General features: G+C 60.3%; 14 protein-coding genes. 12 read left to right on the top strand and 2 right to left on the bottom strand.

From position 1 onward, the window contains the following. The first annotated feature begins 286 nt into the window (after positions 1-286). From F1529_RS01225 to F1529_RS01170, 12 genes are all read left to right on the top strand, one after another. On the top strand, positions 287-7,495 hold the full coding sequence (locus F1529_RS01225) for an Hpt domain-containing protein (protein ID WP_155131372.1): 7,209 nt from the start codon (positions 287-289) through the stop codon (positions 7,493-7,495). Continuing rightward, positions 7,492-8,511: a chemotaxis protein CheB gene (locus tag F1529_RS01220; RefSeq protein ID WP_007149138.1), complete on the top strand. Its 1,020-nt coding sequence runs from the start codon at positions 7,492-7,494 to the stop codon at positions 8,509-8,511. Before F1529_RS01225 ends, F1529_RS01220 begins: the two co-directional genes overlap by 4 nt. A 102-nt stretch (positions 8,512-8,613) precedes the next feature. Further along, positions 8,614-9,069, top strand: a complete 456-nt coding sequence (locus F1529_RS01215) for a chemotaxis protein CheW (protein WP_007150659.1) — start codon at positions 8,614-8,616, stop codon at positions 9,067-9,069. Beyond that, complete coding sequence (locus F1529_RS01210) at positions 9,066-10,073, top strand: MBL fold metallo-hydrolase (protein ID WP_155131369.1); 1,008 nt, start codon at positions 9,066-9,068, stop codon at positions 10,071-10,073. The genes F1529_RS01215 and F1529_RS01210 overlap by 4 nt, the downstream gene beginning before the upstream one ends. Next, entirely contained in the window at positions 10,066-11,058 is a 993-nt protein-coding gene (locus F1529_RS01205; protein WP_196220349.1) for a lysophospholipid acyltransferase family protein, read from the top strand. The genes F1529_RS01210 and F1529_RS01205 overlap by 8 nt, the downstream gene beginning before the upstream one ends. A 180-nt stretch (positions 11,059-11,238) precedes the next feature. Continuing rightward, the gene (locus tag F1529_RS01200; protein WP_155131366.1) at positions 11,239-12,759 is read left to right on the top strand and encodes a BCCT family transporter; all 1,521 of its coding nucleotides are present in this window, start codon (positions 11,239-11,241) and stop codon (positions 12,757-12,759) included. Between the two features lie 87 nt (positions 12,760-12,846). Continuing rightward, positions 12,847-13,335 (top strand): peptidylprolyl isomerase, encoded by a 489-nt coding sequence (locus tag F1529_RS01195; RefSeq protein ID WP_155131363.1) that lies wholly within the window; start codon positions 12,847-12,849, stop codon positions 13,333-13,335. 344 nt (positions 13,336-13,679) lie between these two features. Continuing rightward, on the top strand, positions 13,680-14,153 hold the full coding sequence (locus tag F1529_RS01190) for an NfeD family protein (RefSeq protein WP_155131360.1): 474 nt from the start codon (positions 13,680-13,682) through the stop codon (positions 14,151-14,153). Positions 14,154-14,211: 58 nt separating this feature from the next. Then, on the top strand, positions 14,212-15,171 hold the full coding sequence (locus F1529_RS01185; RefSeq protein ID WP_007148844.1) for an SPFH domain-containing protein: 960 nt from the start codon (positions 14,212-14,214) through the stop codon (positions 15,169-15,171). A gap of 214 nt (positions 15,172-15,385) precedes the next feature. After that, entirely contained in the window at positions 15,386-16,912 is a 1,527-nt protein-coding gene (locus F1529_RS01180; RefSeq protein WP_007148809.1) for a DUF1254 domain-containing protein, read from the top strand. Between the two features lie 205 nt (positions 16,913-17,117). Beyond that, complete coding sequence (gene gloA / locus F1529_RS01175; RefSeq protein WP_007149371.1) at positions 17,118-17,660, top strand: lactoylglutathione lyase; 543 nt, start codon at positions 17,118-17,120, stop codon at positions 17,658-17,660. Between the two features lie 114 nt (positions 17,661-17,774). Next, entirely contained in the window at positions 17,775-18,179 is a 405-nt protein-coding gene (locus F1529_RS01170; RefSeq protein WP_155131357.1) for a helix-turn-helix domain-containing protein, read from the top strand. A 76-nt stretch (positions 18,180-18,255) separates the two neighbouring features. Here the strand turns inward: F1529_RS01170 and F1529_RS01165 are convergent, their stop codons facing one another. Next, a complete protein-coding gene (locus F1529_RS01165) occupies positions 18,256-18,831 on the bottom strand; it encodes a DJ-1/PfpI family protein (RefSeq protein WP_155131354.1) in 576 nt (191 codons plus the stop codon). 15 nt (positions 18,832-18,846) lie between these two features. Next, positions 18,847-19,182, bottom strand: a complete 336-nt coding sequence (locus tag F1529_RS01160; protein ID WP_155131351.1) for a TfoX/Sxy family protein — start codon at positions 19,180-19,182, stop codon at positions 18,847-18,849. Between the last annotated feature and the right edge of the window lie 20 nt (positions 19,183-19,202).

Here is a 19,202-nt window from a genome sequence, read left to right as displayed (position 1 = left end):
TTGAGCCCCAAAATCCGCCAATCTAGGCATGAGGAGCGATGTTTGGTTTCTCTAAATGAGTGACGAATAACAACGAGTGGCGGGGTTTGGGGCTCAACCCGAAGGGCTGATCCCTTTTTCCGCCCAGCAGCGCCATCTGCTGTTTATGTAGACTAACTACACAGCACATCGGCTGACACTACTGGACGAAAAAATGCATTCAGCAGGTGCCATTTCGGTAGTGTTAACAGGCCCTATTAAAACCTGCCCACCAAAGAAGGCGGGTTTATGTATGACAGGAGACGTCATGAGTGACCGTCACGACTATCTGGCTCTGGACTGGGTTCGCGGGGAAATCCAGGAAACCCTGAACCAGGCGCAACAGGCACTGGAATCGTTCGTGGACAACCCGGACGACGCCACTCGCATGCGTTTCTGCCAGACCCACCTGCATCAGGTGTACGGCACCTTGCAGATGGTGGAGTTCTACGGTGCGGCACTGCTCGCCGAAGAAATGGAAAAACTGGCGCAGGCACTGCTCGACGGCAATGTAGGCAATGTGACTGACAGCCAGGAAACCCTGATGCGGGCGATCCTGCAGCTGCCGCCGTACCTGGACCGGGTCGCCAGCAACCGCCGTGATCTGCCGGTGGTGCTGCTGCCACTGCTCAATGACCTGCGCGCCGCCCGCGGCGAATCCCTGTTGTCGGAAACCTCCCTGTTCAAACCGGATCTCAGCGAAGCAACCGGCCAGGGCCAGATTCCTGACGACCTGCTCAACGATCCACGCTTTATCCTGCTGGCGAAAAAAATCCGCCAGATGTTCCAGATTGCCCTGCTCGGCGTACTGCGCAACGACAACATGGGCGAAAACCTGGGCTACATGGCCAAGGTCTTCACCAAACTGGAACAGGTCACCGGCGACGCACCCCGTGCACCGCTGTGGTCGATCAGCAATGCGCTGGTGGAAGGCCTCTCAGAAGACGCCATTATTCTCGGCACCTCCGTCAAGCTGATGCTCGGGCACGTGGACCGCAACCTGCGCGAGCTGGCGGTGGAAGGGGCTGCCAGCCTGAACCGGCCAGCCCCCACCGAACTGATCAAGAACCTGCTTTACTACGTGGCCAAGGCCGACGTGGACAGCCCGCGCATCCGCGATGTAAAAGCCCGTTTCCGGCTGGATGAAGCGCTGCCGTCCGATGATCTGGTCAATGAAGAACGCCAACGGATGACCGGCCCGGACGCCCAGGCCATGAACTCCGTGGTGCAGGCGCTTTCCGAGGAGCTCACCACAGTAAAAGACGCGCTGGAAAGCTTCGTGCACAGCGGCGACACCGATACCAGCAAGCTGCAGCCACTCACGCTCACCCTGAAGCAGGTGGCCGACACCGTGGCCGTACTCGGCCTGGGCCAGCCTCGCACGCTGGTGGAAGAGCAACTGCATGCCATGGAGGATATCGTCGCCGGCAAGGCGCCCGCCGAGCGCGAAAGCCTGATGGACATCGCCGGGGCCCTGCTCTACGTGGAAGCCACCCTGGCCGGCATCAGTGGCGACCGCCGCAGTGCCAGCTACAACGGCCAGGGCGACGACATGCCCAGCCATGTGGGGCAGGCCATGGACGCCGTGCTGCGCGAATGCCGGGCCGGGCTGGAAGAAGCCAAAGACGGCATCGTGGAATTCATTGCGTCACAGTGGAATACCGATCCGCTACAAGTGGTGCCCGAACGCCTGAACGCCGTGCGCGGTGGCCTGGACGTGATCCAGCTGGGCAAACCGGCCCTGATTTTGCGCCAATGTGTGCAGTTCATCGAAGAAAAGCTGCTGCAAGCGGACCAGCCCAAGCCGGACTGGCGCAGCATGGACACCCTCGCTGACGCCATCACCTCGGTGGAATACTACCTGGAGCGCCTCAGCGACGACCCGGCCACCACCGACGATATCCTGCAGCTGGCCCGCGCCAGTGTGGAAGCGCTCGGCTATCCGCTGGAAGAAGAGCAGGACTTTGCCGACAACGATATCGATGTAGAACGCATTGAGCTGGAACAAACGGGACTGGACAGCCCGGCAGAGAGCCACGACTCTGCCGACAGTGCCGTGGCGGAGCACGACGTGGATGCCTGGTCCGGGTTCTCTGCCAACGAGCAGCTCGACGACGAAACCGACACCACCGCGCAGGGCCAGGACCCCACGCTGGAACTACAGCCGCTGGAGAGCGACGACGAGGGCCCGGATTTCGACAGCAGCGACGATGACGAACTGCTCGATCCCACCCTGGAAATCACCGCCCCGGCAGAGCCCGAAACGCACGCACCGGAAGCATCCGACGCCGACACCCATAACGACGATGACGACGACCTGATCGATGACGAAATCATCGAGATCTTCCAGGAAGAAGTGGGCGAAGTACTGGACGCCCTGGACGAATACTTCCCGCGCTGGGCCGCCAACACCAGTGACGAAGAGTCCCTGGTGGAATTCCGCCGCGCCTTCCACACCCTGAAAGGGTCCGGCCGCATGGTCGGTGCCAGCACCGTGGGGGAACTGGGCTGGTCCGTAGAAAACATGCTGAACCGGGTTATCGACCGCACCATTGTGCCCACTGCCGTGTTGATCGCCCTGGTCCAGGAAGTTCGCAATCGCGTGCCCGCCCTGGTCAATGCCTTTACCCTGCGCCAGCCGGACCCGTTTGACGTGCAGCCGCTGGCCGATGCCGCCGACACCCTGGCCGCCGGTGGCCAGATCGATCAGGTGCCCGTGATCGTTGCCGACGACAGCACCACCGACGCCATCGACAACACCGCCACAGACACTACAGCTGATGTCAGCCCGGACGCCCCGGACACCCTCGTCCTGGAAGCCGATGCGCACAGCGAGCCCGACAGCACCCTGGAACTCACCGAGCTGCCGTCCGCTGAAAACGCCGACGCCACATCCAGCGAGCATACCCTGTCCGCCGAGGATCTGGCCGCCTTTGATGCCGCCGCCAGTGAAGATACCCTCACCCCCTGGGACACTGACGACAGCAGTGATGACATCCACGTGCTGCCGGTGGACAACGACCTTACCGAGATCGACGAAAGCCTCACTCTGGACCTGCCAGAGCAGGAACCGGACTACGACGCCCAGGCCCCCGCCCACAGCAGTGCTGCGGCTGCCGAGAGCCTGTCCGACATTCCGGACATGAGCGACGGCGCTCCCGGGGATGATGCGCCCGCGGATGGCGATAATAGCGACGAAGGCCCGGACACCGTCCTGCTGGAAATCTTTTCCAGCGAAGCCCGCCGCAACCTGGCATTGATTGCCCAATGGCTGGCCGGCAATGACACCGACCTGTCCGAGCACCCGGTGGATGATAGCGTGCATCGCGCCCTGCACACCCTCAAGGGCAGCGCGCGCATGGCAGAAATCGAAGCCGTGGCCGAAGTGGCCGAGCCGGCTGAAAAGCTGGCCCGGGACCTGATCAGCAGCAACCGCCGCGCCAACCAGCAACAGGTTGACCTGCTGGCCCAGAGCCACGATCTGATTCTCACCAGCCTGGATCAACTGGACCCGACCCCGCCGGCCCATCTGCCCGGCGCCGACGCCCTGATCCAGTCGCTGAATCAGCAACGCGATCAACTGCAGGGCAGCGACAGCCCCGGCCCGGATCCGCACATCCTGTCCGTGTTCCTGTCCGAAGGCATGGACCTGATCGTGGATGCTGAGCAGCTGCTCAGCCAGTGGGCACAGCACCCCGAGCACACCGATGAACTGGTGCGGCTGCGCGACGAACTGGAACTGCTGTCCAACAGCGCCACCACCGCAGGCCTCAACGAGATTCACGATCTGGCCGCGGCTCTGGCGGGCTGCTACAGCGCGGTGGAAGGCGGTCGCCTGGCCTACAGCGAGCGCTTGTTCGCCCTGGCGGGCGAAGGCCAGGACGCGCTGATGAACATGATGGACTGCCTGGCCGCCGGCCAGACCGTCCGCCCGGAACTGGGACTGGTGGATGCCCTGCGCGAGCTGGCCGAAGGCGACGGGCCCGATGGCGGCCCGGACGGCGGCCTGCCTGTCGATGACCATAACGACGACAGCGGCGACACCCTGCAAAACAACACGGCCCCGGTTAGCGAGCTCTCCGCAGAGACCCCGGACAGCAGCCGCTACGAAGCGCACCTGGACCCGGAGCTGGTGGAACTGTTCCTGGAAGAAGCCGAGGAAATTCTCGAATCTGCCAGCCACATTCTCGACCAGTGGGAAGCCGGCGACAGCAGTAACGTGAGCAGCCTGCAGCGAGACCTGCACACGCTCAAGGGCGGTGCCCGCATGGCCGGTGTTGCCCCGGTCGGCGACCTGGCCCACGAACTGGAAAACCTGTACGAAGGCTACAACGCCGGCCAGCTGGAGTCTGATGCTGCCCTGTTCCAGCTGCTGCATCAGTGCCATGACAGCCTGGCGGTGATGATCGAAAACCTGCAGGCCAATATCGCCCCGGCGGATGCGCCGGCCCTGGTGGCGGCCATTCAGGCCTTCATCCGTGGCGAAGCCCCGGGGGCAGTTACCCCCTCGGCCCCGGACGACGACAACGCTTCGCCGTTCTCGAATACCGGGGAGAGTGAATCTGCCGATAGCCCGGTGATGCCCGCCGCCAACGCTACTGACGCCCCCGCGCCCGTTGCGGTTGAGGACGCGCCCGAGCCCACCGAGGCGCCCCCTCAACCGGAGCGCGACCCGGAACTGGTAGAAATCTTCCTGGAAGAAGCGGACGAAATTCTCGAATCCGCCGGCAACAGCCTGGAACTGTGGATCAGCCAGCAAGACAACCTGATTGAGCTGCAATCCCTGCAACGGGATCTGCACACCCTCAAGGGTGGCGCACGCATGGCGGAAGTGCCGGAGCTTGGCGACCTGGGCCACGAGCTGGAAACCCTTTATGAGGGCCTGGCGCAAAGCCAGCTGGCCATCGAACCCACCTTGTTTGACCTGCTCCACCGCTGCCACGACCAGCTGGCGGAAATGGTGGAAGCCCTGAAAGCCAACCGGCCGTTGCCCAGTGGCGAGGTGCTGATCACCTCCATCCATGGCTACGCAGCCGATCCGGCGGGCTTTACCCTGCCCGCCATGGCGGCCAGCCCGCCGCCAGCAACAGCAGCCAGCGAGGCACCCGCGCCGGCCAGCACCGCCGCCGATGACGCCTGGCAGGCGGACAGCGACCCGGAAATCCTGGAAATTTTCCTGGAAGAATCCGAAGAACTGTCAGACATCATCGATGCCTGCCTGACCTCCTGGAAAGATCACCCGGAAAGCACCGACTTTATCGACGATCTGAAACGGGCGCTGCACACCCTGAAAGGGGGCGCACGACTGGCCGGCCTCAAACAGCTGGGCGACATCAGCCACGATTTCGAAACCTATTTGCTGGAACTGGAAAGCCGTCGCCAGACGCCCGCCCAGAGCGATTTCCAGCCCATGCTGGATTGGCACGACCAGATCAATCGGGGCATGGAGTCCGTCGCGGCGGCCGCACAAACCAACGCACCGGTCGCCGAGACCCCGGATGCCGCGGCACCGGCCAACACCTTGCCGGCAGCCACCGACAAACAGCCCGCGCCACAGCAGCCGCAGAAAGACGACCGGCGCCAGCGCCAGAATCAGGCGCAACCGCAGGAAATGGTACGGGTTGGCGCAGATGTGCTGGAGGCCCTGGTCAACCTGGCGGGGGAGACCTCCATCAACCGTGGCCGGGTCGAGCAGGGCATCACCGAGTTCGCCTTCAACGTGGAAGAAATGGGCAACACGGTACAGCGCCTTTACGAACAGCTACGCCGGCTGGATTCGGAAACCGAAGCGCAGATCATGTCCAACTACCAGAAGGGCGTGGATCTCGGCGAATACGACGAGGACTTCGATCCGCTGGAAATGGACCAGTACTCCGAGCTGCACCAGATCACCAAGCAGCTGTCCGAGTCCGCCTCTGACTTGCTGGATTTGAAGAACACCCTGCTGGACCGCAACAAAGACACCGAAACCCTGCTGCTGCAGCAGGCACGGATCAACACCGAGCTGCAGGAAAAACTGATGCGCACCCGCATGGTGCCCTTCAGCCGCCTGGTGCCGCGTCTGCGCCGTATCGTCCGGCAGATTTCCGGCGAAGTGGACAAGCGCGTGGACTTCGATGTACTCAACCCGGAAGGCGAACTGGACCGTTCCCTGATGGAACGTGTGGTCGCCCCGCTGGAACATATGCTGCGTAATGCCGTGGACCACGGTATCGAAACCAGTGAAGGCCGCCAGTCTGCCGGCAAGGACGGCACCGGGCGCATCAACCTGGAGCTGGGTCGTGAAGGGGGCGAGGTGGTAATCACCCTGTCCGACGACGGCAAGGGCATCGATACCGATGCGGTGCGCCAAAAAGCCATCGAGCGAGGCCTGATCGCCGCCGACGCGCAACTTTCCGAGCAGGAAATTCAGCAGTTCATCTTCCACGCCGGCTTCTCCACGGCCGCCGCCGTGACCCAGATTTCCGGGCGCGGCGTGGGCATGGACGTGGTCGCCAGTGAAATCAAGCAGATGGGCGGCTCGGTCACCATCGACTCCCGTAAAGGGCAGGGCACCCGCTTCATCATCCGCCTGCCATTTACCCTGGCCATGAACCGCGCCCTAATGGTGAAAGCGGCGGAAGACTCCTACGCGATTCCGTTGAACCAGATCGAAGGTATCGTGCGGATCAGCCCGTTCGAACTGCAGCACTATTTCGAAGAAGAGAACCCGGTTTACACCTACGTGGGCCAGGATTACGAACTGCAGTACCTGGGCCACTTTGTCCACGGCAACCGAGTGCCGCACCTGGAGAACCAGACCACCCCCATGCCGGTACTGCTGATTCGCAGCACCGAACACACCGTCGCCATCGTCGTGGACGACCTGGTGGGTTCCCGGGAAGTGGTGGTGAAAGCGGTGGGCCCGCAGCTGGCCACCGTGGCTGGCATCAGCGGCGCCACCATCCTCGGGGATGGCTCGGTGGTGATCATTCTGGATATCCATTCCCTGATCCGTGCCGCTCACGTGCAGACCACCGCCCTGGCAGCCGGCGAGACCGTACCGACACTGCCCCAGGAACCCGAAGAAGAGCTCCAGCCGCAGCGTGACACGCCGTTGGTCATGGTCACCGATGACTCAGTTACCGTGCGCAAGGTCACCACCCGCCTGCTGGAGCGTAATGGCTACGAAGTGGTCACCGCCAAAGATGGCATCGACGCCATCGCCAAGCTGGAAGATATTCGCCCGGATGTGATGCTGCTGGATATCGAAATGCCCCGCATGGACGGTTTTGAAGTGGCCACCCACGTACGCCACGACAGTCGCCTGCAGGATGTGCCGATCATCATGATCACCTCCCGAACCGGTGAGAAACACCGCGAGCGGGCCTTCGATATTGGCGTGAACTGTTACATGGGCAAACCGTTCCAGGAGAACGAATTGCTGTCCACCATTCGCGAACTGCTGGGCGAACTGCAGGAAACGGATAACGGATGACCGCGCCCGGCCGCGTCGGCGTCATCGCCGACAGCACATTGCAGGGGCACCTGCTGTCCAGTGCGGTGAAGGGCCAGGGCTATCAGGTACTGGTCAGCACCGAACCGGAAGCCCTGGAGGACCGCTGGCTGGCCGCAGACGCGCTGGACCTGTGGGTGGTGGATCTGTCCAGCGAAGATCGCTGGCAGCACTTCCTCGACGACCTGCTGGAGCGCGCCGAGGTACCGATTCTGTTTTGTGACGGCCAGGCCCCGGCGCGCACCGATGTGCGCTACCCCAAATGGGAGCGGCGCCTGGTCACCAAGCTGGTGAGTTTTATCGGCAAGCCGGCGGCGGAAGAGCGGCTGGACGTGATCCCCGCACCACCACCCCGGATCCGCATTCCCCAGCCACGGGAGTTCCAGGCCATCCGCCCCGGCGATCGCCCCCGCCAGGTATGGGTATTGGGCGCCAGCCTGGGCGGGCCGGCCGCGGTAAAACTGTTTCTCGACTGCCTGCCCGCCAATTTACCCGTGGCGTTTGTGCTGGCCCAGCACATTGACGGCAGTTTTCTGGATACCCTGTGCGGGGTGCTGGGCCGGGATAACCCGATCCAGTGCAAAATCGGTGTCGATGGTGAAGCCTTGCGACACGGCGAACTGGCCATTGTGCCGGTGGAATATGCCGTGCGCTTCCGCCATGACGGCCGTATCCAGTCCACTGGCGAGACCTGGGAAGGCCCCTATGCGCCCTCCATCGACCAGGTTATCCAGCATGTGGGGGACGGCTTTGGCAACGCCTGCGGCGCCATTCTGTTCTCGGGCATGGGCAACGACGGTGCCATCGCCGCGCCACGCCTTGCAGCCACTGGTTGCCCGGTGTGGGCGCAAAGCGCAGACACCTGCGCGGTCAGCAGCCAGCCGGATTCCGTGCGCGAGACCGGCTGCGTCAGCTTCAGCGGTTCCCCCGAACAGCTTGCACTGCAGCTGGTGGAACGGGTAAGAAGGGAGCTGACGCAGGCGCCGCTGCCGCAATAACAGCACCCTTACCACAGAACGGTAGCACCAACAGTACAACACGCGCTTGGCCACCAGCCGGCCCGCGACGACATACGCGATGACAAGAAAAGGAACAGCACTATGGCGCAGTTGCCCTCCGATATTTCCAGCCTGCTGATCCCCATGCAGGGACGCCCCTGGATGGTGCCCAATATTGTGGTGGCCGAGGTGATTCCGTTGCGCCAGCCAGATCGCCCGGGCCATGGTCCGGAGTGGCTGCTGGGCTGGCTGAGCTGGCGTGACCAGCAGATCCCGCTGCTGTCATTCGAAAAACTCAACGAATCCGGCCAGGTCACCATCGGCCAGGATGCCCGGATTGCCGTGCTCAACACGGTAGCCAGCAAGGCGCCTTTTTATGCGGTAATCGTGCAGGGGATTCCCCGCCTGATGAAAGTGGCCAAGGACGACCCGGTGGAAGAGCCGGTGGACACCGGCCCGGCGGAGGCCATGTATATTCAGGTCGGTGGCGATCTGGCGGTAATCCCGGATCTGGACGCCATTGAAGGTGCTGTGGCGGGACTACAGAAACCGGCATGATCGACCGTGAGCGACTGGCCGCGCTGGCCGCCGAAGAACCCGCCAGCCAGCGCCGCAAGCACGCTTTCCGTAACCGGTATGCCACTGCGCACCACGGGCTCGGCTCCTTCCTGCGCTGGCAGTGGCAATCGCGCGGACGTTTTCCCGACCATCAGTCCTTTCCGCTACACACCCCGGACCCGGAACAGCTGACCCAGCCAGGCAATCACCCGCAGATTACCTGGATCGGTCATGCCACCTACCTGTTCCAGCACCGTGGCTGGAACCTGCTCACTGATCCGGTGTTTTCCGACCGTTGCTCCCCGTTCACCTTCGCCGGCCCGAAACGGGCGGTGCCGCCAGCACTGACCATCGAGCAACTGCCCGACATCAATGCGGTGCTGATATCCCATAACCACTACGACCACCTGGACAGGCCCTCGGTAAAGCAATTACAGGCCCGCTTCGGGCGCGACATTCTCTGGTTTGTGCCCCAGGGTATCGCCGCCTGGCTGCGCAAGCTGGGTGTAGAGCGAATCATCGAGCTGGGCTGGTGGCAGAGCGACTACCACGGCCAGGTGGAGGCTTTCTGTTTGCCCGCCCAACATTTCAGCGGGCGCGGCGCCAACGATCACAACCAGACCCTGTGGTGCAGCTGGCGCCTGAACTTTCCGGACTTCAGCCTCTATTTTGCCGGTGATACCGGGTATGCACCGCTGTTTAACGAAATTGGACAAGTATTCGGGCCGGTAGATCTGGCATTATTGCCCATTGGGGCCTACGAGCCGCGCTGGTTCATGTCACCGGTGCACATCAACCCGGCAGAAGCGGTTAAAATCCATCAGGATATTCAGGCGCGCCAGTCCCTGGCCATGCACTGGGGCACCTTCGTGCTCACTGACGAACCCATGGATGCGCCGCCCAAAGCGCTGGCTCGGGCCCTGACAGAACAACACATTGAACACGCACATTTTCGGGTTCCGCAGCATGGCGAAACCCTGACCATTGAACTGACACATGAATAAACAATACCCCGGCCGCCGTCTCTGGATGGTGGTTCGCCTTCTTGCCTGGCTTCCCTTGCCACTGGTCACCGGATTCGGTGCCGCCGTTGCTACCCTGGTGACCCTGGTACCGCTGCGCTATGCCAGCGCCTACCGGGTGGTGCTGATCAACCTGCTGGCCACGCACCCGCACATGACCTATGCCCAAGCTAAAAAAATCGGCCGCCAGAGCTTCCGCGAACTGGGCCGCACGCTCACCGAATTCAGCCACGTCTGGCACCGGCCCGTGGAGGAAACCCTGTCACGGGTCACCCATATCCATGGCGAGCAGGCCTTTCTCGATGCCTGCGCCAGCGAACGGCCGGTATTGATGCTGTCACTGCACCAGGGCAGCTGGGAAATCAGCAACCTGTATGTGGGCGACAAGGGCAGCCGGGACAAGACGCTGATCATGTACCAGCCTCACCCGGCCACGCTGATGGATGCCATGGTCAAGGCGGCCCGCGAACGCACTGGCTCCGTACTTATCCCCACCAACAGCCAGGGCGTCAAACAGGCGCTGGCGGCCATGAAAGCCGGTGGCACTCTGGGTATTCTCTCCGACCATAATCCGGGCAACCGCAGTAATCCCTCTGTGCCTTTCTTTGGCTATGACGTGCCCACCCCGGCGCTGATCGACAAACTGGTCCAGCGTTACCGCCCCCATGTGTTTATCGTTTCCTGCATTCGCGGCGAAGGCGGAGTGAAAGATATCCACCTGCACTTCGAAGAGGCCCCGGCCATCGAGCAGGCCAACGACACCGCCGAAATCCTCACCGCCATGAACAGCGGCCTGCAACGCTGCATTGACCGCAACCTGAGCCAGTACCAGTGGACCTACAAGCGCTTCAAATGGAGCCCCCGCGGCCGCCGTAACTGGTACCGGCAGTCCAACCGCCTGCTGAGTGAGATTCGCAAGGGTACAGATCGCAAAGCGCTGGGCCTGCATCCCGACGCGAAGCAGTGAACCCCGCTGCCGGCCAGCGCTCGGGTGGTGTAGAATAACGCCATTGTTTCATGCGTTTACGCAACGCGCTCATTCATCTGTGACCCAAGGTCCTGGCCGCAGTTACCGGGTTTTCCGTTCTGGTCTCCTTGTTCGCCGCAGCATCGCCTGCGCCCCGGTCGCGTCTCACAGGAGACCGCAATGTCTTTCTTGTCTCGTACCTTTCAGGCCGTGGATGTGCCGGTCTTTATTCTCAGCGGCGGCCTGATCCTGCTGTTTGTGGGCCTGTCCCTCTGGGATATTGAGCAAACCGCCGCCTGGGTACAAACCAGCTTTGCCTGGTCCACCAAGTTGTTTGGTGCCTATTGGCAGCTGCTTATGCTGGCCACCTTTTTCGTCTCCCTGTACTTGGCCATCAGCCGCACCGGTAACGTTCGCCTGGGAGGGATGGACAAACCGGAGCTGTCCACCTTCAAGTGGGTGTCGATCATTATATGTACCCTGCTCGCCGGTGGTGGCGTGTTCTGGGCGGCAGCGGAGCCCATTGCCCATTTCATCTCGGCGCCGCCGTTGTTTGGGGAAGGCAACACGCCCATGGAGCAGGGCACCAATGCGCTGGCGCAAAGCTTCATGCACTGGGGCTTTCTGGCCTGGGCCATTCTCGGTTGCCTGACCAGTGTCACCCTGATGGTACTGCACTATGAAAAGGGCTTGCCGCTAAAGCCCCGGACCCTGCTGTATCCGGTATTCGGTGACCGCATTATCCACGGCGCCGGCGGGGCAATCGTCGATGCCTGCTGTGTACTGGCGGTCGTCGCTGGCACAGTGGGGCCCATCGGCTTTCTTGGCCTGCAAGTCAGCTTCGGGCTCAATGATCTATTCGGTATCGCCGACACCTTCCGCACCCAGCTAGCGGTCATCCTCGGGTTGGTTTGCATCTACACCATCAGCGCCATTACCGGCGTAAACCGGGGCATCCAGATACTCAGCCGCTTTAACGTATTGCTCGCCATTGCACTAATGGCCTTTATCCTGATCGCCGGCCCGACCGCGTTCATTATCGACGGTTTCGTGCAGGGCCTTGGCACCTACCTGGGTGAGTTTTTCCCCATGGCCACCTTCCGTGGTGACCCTGGCTGGCTGGACTGGTGGACGGTGTTCTTCTGGGGCTGGTTTATCGGCTATGGCCCCTTGATGGCACTGTTTGTGGCACGCATTTCCCGCGGTCGCACCCTGCGACAGCTGGTCGGCGTCGTGGCCCTGGTGGCCCCTCTCGTCACCTGCTTCTGGTTCACTATTGTCGGCGGCACCGGCATCTCCCTGGAAATTGCCCAGCCCGGTATTATTTCCCAACCGTTCGAAGGCTTTAATCTGCCCGCCGCCTTGCTGGCCACTACCCAGGCCCTGCCCTGGGGCACCTTGTTGTCCGGCCTGTTTCTGGTGCTGACCACCATCTTCGTGGCCACCACCGGCGACTCCATGACCTATAGCGTGTCCGTGGTGATGACCGGCACAGAAGAGCCCCCCTCCGCCATACGGGTATTCTGGGGCATCATGATGGGCGCCAGCGCCGCCATTTTGATCAGCATCGGTGATGGCGGCATTGATGCCTTGCAGAAGTTCATTGTGGTCACTGCGGTGCCGGTTTCACTGGTTCTGTTGCCCAGCCTGTGGACCGGCCCGGCACTGGCCGGCGAACTGTTGCGCAAGCAACAAGCCTAATTGCCTGCGGCTCAGGGCGGCGGCACAATGCTGCCATCCCGGGCTCGCATCCGGCTCCCCCTATTTTCAGCCCCTGGAGTGGCGCGCATGACTATCGAAAACGGCAAGGTGGTCACCTTGCAATACAGCCTGTTCAACGCCGATGACGGCAGTGAAATTGAAAGCTCCCGGGAAACCGGCGAGCCCATGGCCTACCTGCACGGCTACAACAACATCATCAAGGGGCTGGAAGCGGCTCTGGAAGGCAAGAACACCGGTGACGAAGTGGATGTCACCATCACCCCGGAAGACGCCTACGGCGAATACAACAACGAGCTGTTCCAGCGTATTTCCCGCAAATACCTGAAACACGCAGGCAAACTGGAACCCGGCAAAGTGGTCACCGTTTCCACCGATGAAGGCCCGCGCATGCTCACCATCCTGAAAGTGGGCCTGAAAACCGTAGACGTGGACGCCAACCATCCACTCGCCGGCAAGGCCCTGCGTTTTGTGGTGGAAATTACCGATATCCGTGACGCCACCGACGACGAAAAAGCCCACAAGCACGCCCACGGGGTTGGCGGGCATCAGCACTAAAGGCCGCTTCACGCATCGCGCGGCACGCAACAACGCGGGGGAAGGCCGAATAAACTCACAGGCCTTCTCCGCGACCTCACCGCAGGTGCTGGAACCCTTGGTTCGAGTAACGAGTTTCGAAAAGCGAAAACAGTGGGCCCGGTTTTGCCTTTCGAAACTCGTTACTCGTCACCGCTCCCCGAAGCGCGGCCCACCTTATCGCCCAACCCAACACCCCTCCCCGCGTTGCAGCTTGAAGCTTGAGGCTTGCACTACGCATTTTCAGCCATTTCCTACCGACGAACCTGTCACCAACGTGCTATCTTAGTCCATCAAAATAATGCACACGCTACAGGGGCACAGGAATGGATCTGCCGGAGTACAGTTACTGGATTATCGCCGGGCTCGCCTTTGTGATTGCCGAATTTGCCGTGTCCGGGCTGGTGGTGATCTTCTTCGGGATCGCCGCTTTGCTGGTAGGCAGCCTCAAGTTTCTCGGGCTGCTGGATGACACGACCTGGGAGCTCACCATTTTTGCCGCCACCAGCCTGTTATTGCTGGTGTTTGTCCGCCGCGTGCTCAACGACAAGCTGATGGGCAATGAGCGACCCCGTGGTGAAGGTGAGGCAGACAGTGCCGGCCTGGTCGGTGGCCGCGCCACCGTGTCTGAAGCCTTCGCCAAAGGTACCGGCACCGTCAACTATCGCGGCGCTCGCTGGCAGGCACAATGCGCCCAGCCCCTGCAGCCCGGCGACATGGTGCGCATCACCCACCACGACGGCCTCTGGCTCACCGTAGAGCCCTGGGTGCCAGAGCCGCAGACGCCACCGGCTGAATGACCCCTATCGCCAACCCGTTTTCATCTCAACTCGCTAGCAATAACAAGGAACCCTATCCATGGCAGGTTTAATTATTTCCGCTCTCATCGCCCTCGGCGTTGTCATTCTGCTCTTCATGGTGATTCGCATCGTGCCGCAGCGGCAGGTGTATGTGGTGGAACGGCTGGGCAAGTACCAGACATCCCTGGAGGCGGGCCTCCACTTTCTGATGCCCTTTATCGACCGGGTTGCCTACAAGCATTCCCAGAAGGAAATCGTCCGTGACGTGCCACGCCAGAGCTGTATCACCAAGGACAACATCGAAGTCTCCATCGACGGCGTCATGTACCTGCAGGTAATTGATCCCAAGTCCGCCAGTTACGGTGTGGATGACTATGTCATGGCTGCCCAGCAACTGGCCCAGACCACCCTGCGTTCCGTGATCGGTAAAATCGATCTGGACAAGACTTTCGAGGAACGCGGCGAAATCAATATGGAAGTGGTCAAGGCAGTGGATGAAGCGGCCCAGCCCTGGGGCGTGAAAGTCCTGCGTTACGAAGTGGCCGACATCAACCTGCCCGTATCTATCAAGGATGCCATGGAGAAACAGGTCCGCGCCGAGCGGGAACGTCGCGCGGTGGTTGCTGAATCCGAAGGTGAGCGCCAGGCCGCCATTAACCGTTCCGAGGGTGACCGCCAGGCGGCGATCAACCGCTCCGAAGGTGAAAAGCAGGAGATGATCAACATCTCTGAAGGTGAAAAAATGAAGCAGATCAACGAAGCGGAAGGGCGCGCCCAGCAAATCGAGCTGATCGCCACCGCCACCGGTGAAGGTCTGCGCCAGGTTGCTGCGGCCGTGAAAGAAGACGGCGGCCAGGAAGCGGTCAGCCTGCGCATCGCAGAGCAATACGTTACCGCTTTCGAGAAAGTGGCCAAGGAATCCACCACCATGCTGCTGCCCCAGGGCCTCAGCGATATTGGTGGCACCGTCGCCAGTCTGCAAAAAGTCCTCAAGACCGTGGAAAAGACCCCGGCTTGATTCCCGACCCTGCGAGCGATCGTCATGCGATCGCTCGCAGGATTATTCCCTTCTTCGCACTCTTCTTCCCTTGCTAGCGCCCCGCAAACCTCGCCCTCTTCCCCCTTCCTTGGTTAACCCGTATAAATAGAAAAGCCTGTTATCTGGCCCATGGTAATTAACCGGCCTCTGCTATAGATTTCATAAGGACAGGAATTCTGACACGGAGAGTATTATGAAACCCGGACTCCTAGCCGCTGGTCTGCTTGGGGCTGTTGCCCTTGTCGGCTGCAACAACGACAGCTCTGAAGAATCCGCACCGACCAACACAGCGCCTCCCGAAAACACCCCCGCAGCAGCCACCACAGCTCCTGACAGTGAAACCCTTTCTCGCTCATTTGAAGACCTGAACCAGCCCGAAGAAGGGGCATCCATGTCAGAGTCTTACGCCAGGGTGGTTGCCGCTCAGGCCTATGTCTGGGCCTGGCCCATGGTCAACCAGGCGAATCGGCGCGCGGGCATTACCCAGGCACCCAAACCCGGGTTACTCAACGGCATCGTACCGGTGGCCCCGCAGGGGCACATTGCCATGCTCAGTGACTACATCGATCCGGCAGAAACCTTTGTCACCTGCCCCAATCAGGATGTGGTTTATGGGCTGGGTTTCTTCTCACTGAACGAGCAACCCGTTGTCATCCAGGTGCCGGATTTTGGCGACCGTTTCTGGGTCTACGCAATTTATGACCAGCGCACCGATCAGGTAGGCGAGCTTGGCACACCCTACGGCACCAAACCCGGCTTTTACCTGTTGGTAGGCCCGGACTGGGAAGGAGAGGTTCCCGAAGGGATCAATGATGTGATCCATTCCTCGACGGAGCTGGCCAACATGATTCCCCGGGCGTTCATGGATTCCACAGAAGAAGACAAGAAAGCCATTCAACCGGTGATTCGCCAAATCAATGCCTACCCGCTGTCAGAGTTCGATGGGGAAATGAAAACCGTAGACTGGTCGCAACTTCCCTCTTTCCCGGCCCCCCAAAGCGATGGAGAGACCAAGTGGGTGGTGCCGGAAAAATTCTTCGAGCAATTGCCCGCCGTACTGGATCAGGTGCCACCCTTGCCAGGCGAGGAAGCCATTTACGCCAATGTTCGTGCACTGCTTGCCGCCGCCGAGCGCGATCCTGACATCAAACAAGCCATTCTCGACGTTGCCATCGAAACGGAAAAGACGGTGATTGCCGACTTTTTCAAATGGGAAAACAACGGCAAGCCTGCCGGCAATGGCTGGAACCGTTCCGTCAACAATGCAGAGTGGGGCGTGGATTACACCATGCGCACCGGCACCGCCCGCTCCAACATGTTTGATAACCGCCCCAACGAAACCCAATATTTCTATACAGACAACGACGGCAATGACCAACAGCTAACCGGGGATAATCTCTACAGCATTACTTTTGCCAAGGGAGAAACCCCGCCGGTGAAGGGCTTCTGGTCGCTGACGCTGTACAACGATAAACATTTGTTCTATCCCAATGATCTTCAGCGTTACTCTCTGGGCACCAAGAACAAGGACCTGAAGCGTAACGATGACGGCTCCCTTACCTTGTACGCCGGGCACAACAAGCCATCAGAGGACAAGCTAAGTAACTGGCTGCCAGCACCGAAAGGCACCTTCTCTCTCTACATTCGAGCCTATTGGGGCAAACAAGCCATTCTCGATGGCACCTGGAAACCTCCGGTCATCAAGAAGGTCAGCCCGTAAGCTATCCGAAAGGGGCGCACTCAGCGCCCCTTTTTTCAGGTCCATCACCAAACGTCGTGCGGGACACATTCTTGCAGCACACCTTGCACCTACCCCATGCTTTCAAACTATTGCGGTCGCACTTTCACCCGCTACCGGGTTGCATTCCCTCCCCGCCGTCCCGATAGTCTGTAGCACCCTATGCACTGACTGATCTGGAGCCCCCATGTCCCGTCATTTTGAAAAAGCGGAAGGCCTGTTCGAACACCCGGATGAGGTCACCCATGAGTACCTGTTCAACCAGACCATGTTGCGGATCAAGGATCCAAAACCAAGCCTGGACTTCTACACCCGGGTGCTGGGCATGCGACTGGTGCGCAAGCTGGATTTCCCCGAGATGAAATTCAGCCTCTATTTCCTCGGTTATCTGAGCGAAGAGGAAGCCGGTGACGTACCTGGCAACGACGCCAAACGACTGACCTTTACCTTCGGCCGCGAGGCCATGCTGGAGCTGACCCACAATTGGGGTACCGAAGATGAGCCGGAGTTTTCCTACCACGATGGCAATGCCGAACCCCAGGGCTTTGGCCATATCGGCATTACCGTTCCCGACGTTTACGCAGCGGCGGAGCGCTTCGAAAAACTCGGCGTGAGCTTTATTAAACGTCCTGATGACGGAAAAATGAAAGGCCTTGCCTTTATCAAGGACCCGGACGGTTACTGGATTGAAATCCTGCAAGCCAACATGATGGAGAAGCAGCAATCCTGATTGTTTTTTATTTCACTTTTTTGACAGCAAAAATTCCTTTTTGCATTCCCTCCTGACTCTCCCTTATGGTTTGAGTTTGGCATAACGCCGAACTCACCATACGGGGATGACTTGATGACCACCTTGCTTACTGCGGCACAGAAGAAAGCCTGTCAATCTCACGAACACAGCCCTGCACCCAACGGCCCGCGCGCCAAAGCGCTGCTGGCTCTCAACAACGGGGCAACACAGCAGCAAGCCGCCGCCGATTCCGGCCTCAGCATTGGCCAGGTGCGTTACTGCCTGCGCCGCTTCCGGCTGGTAGGCCTGGATGTTTTTACAAAACTGAAACCGACAAAAGACAGCGCAACCAACACCCAAAAAACCAAAGAAAAAAAGCCCAAGAAAAAATCCGACAAGGGAAGCAAGAATACCGAAAAGAAAAAGAACAAAAAAACTGAAAAGAAAGGAAAGAAAAAAGACAGCAATAAAGGCAAAAACGCCAAATCGAAAAAAGACAAAAAGAAGAAGAAAAAGTAATCCGGAATTACTTTTTCTTGCAAGAAACTCTGCTTATTTCGCGCCAGTGATACAGCGAATGTCAGAGGCCAGAGGGCTACACCTGCCAGGCATAATCCATCTGCCGGGCGGTGCGCACGGCCAGTTCGCGACTGTGCAACCGTTCCACCAGATGCAGGCTCATATCGATACCCGCTGAAATACCGGCAGAGGTTAGCCGATTGCCATCCTCAACCCAGCGGACCCCACTCTGAACGTCCAGCCCCGGAAAGCACGCGCGCAGCTCAGTAATGTCTTCCCAGTGGGCTGTCACTTTTTCATCGGTCAGCAGCCCGGCTTTGGCCAGCAGAAACGCGCCCGTACAGACCGATGTCACCCAGCGGGCCTGTTCCCCGGCCCGGCGAATAGCGGCAAGCAGGGCAGCACTGCTCATGGCTTCGGTATGCACCCCACCGCTGACCAGCAGCACATCCAAAGGCGGGTGGTTCGCCAGGGTGAAGTGACTTTGCACAGGAAAACCACCCCGGGCCATTACCGCCGTTTTTTCGCTGATTAACGAGACACGCCAGGGCGGGGCGTCACATAACCGGGCCGCGGTGGCAAACACCTCATAGGGGCCAGCAAAGTCCAGCACCTCGGCCTCATCGAAGATTACAATTCCGATTTGCAGCATGACCGCTCCTGTCCATTATTTGGCGGGAAGAAGACGCACGAATTCAAAGCACGCGGAAAGCCAGCGTTGCAGCACCTCATCGTCCGACAGCACCGCATCATCCACCATGATCATGCCCTTCATGGGCCGACCGGTGAAATCCATTTCGCTGGCCCCCGGCTCCAGCAACAAGGCGTCATAAGCCTGCGGCCCAACCCGGGCCAACAACCGCTCGCCAAGAATACCGCAACACATGTTGCCCGCGAGCATGAAGCACAAGCCGCCGAACATGCGTTTTTCATCTGGCAGCGTGCCGGCCACCTGCAGCCATTGCTCCCGTACGCGCCGGGCCAGCTCACCATCGAATGCCATCAATCCCTCTCGACCATGCC

It is taken from the genome of Alcanivorax sp. VBW004 (assembly GCF_009718865.1).
Taxonomy (GTDB): domain Bacteria; phylum Pseudomonadota; class Gammaproteobacteria; order Pseudomonadales; family Alcanivoracaceae; genus Alcanivorax.
The sequence above is the reverse complement of the archived record's forward strand: the minus strand, read 5'-3'. Positions and strand labels throughout refer to the sequence as shown.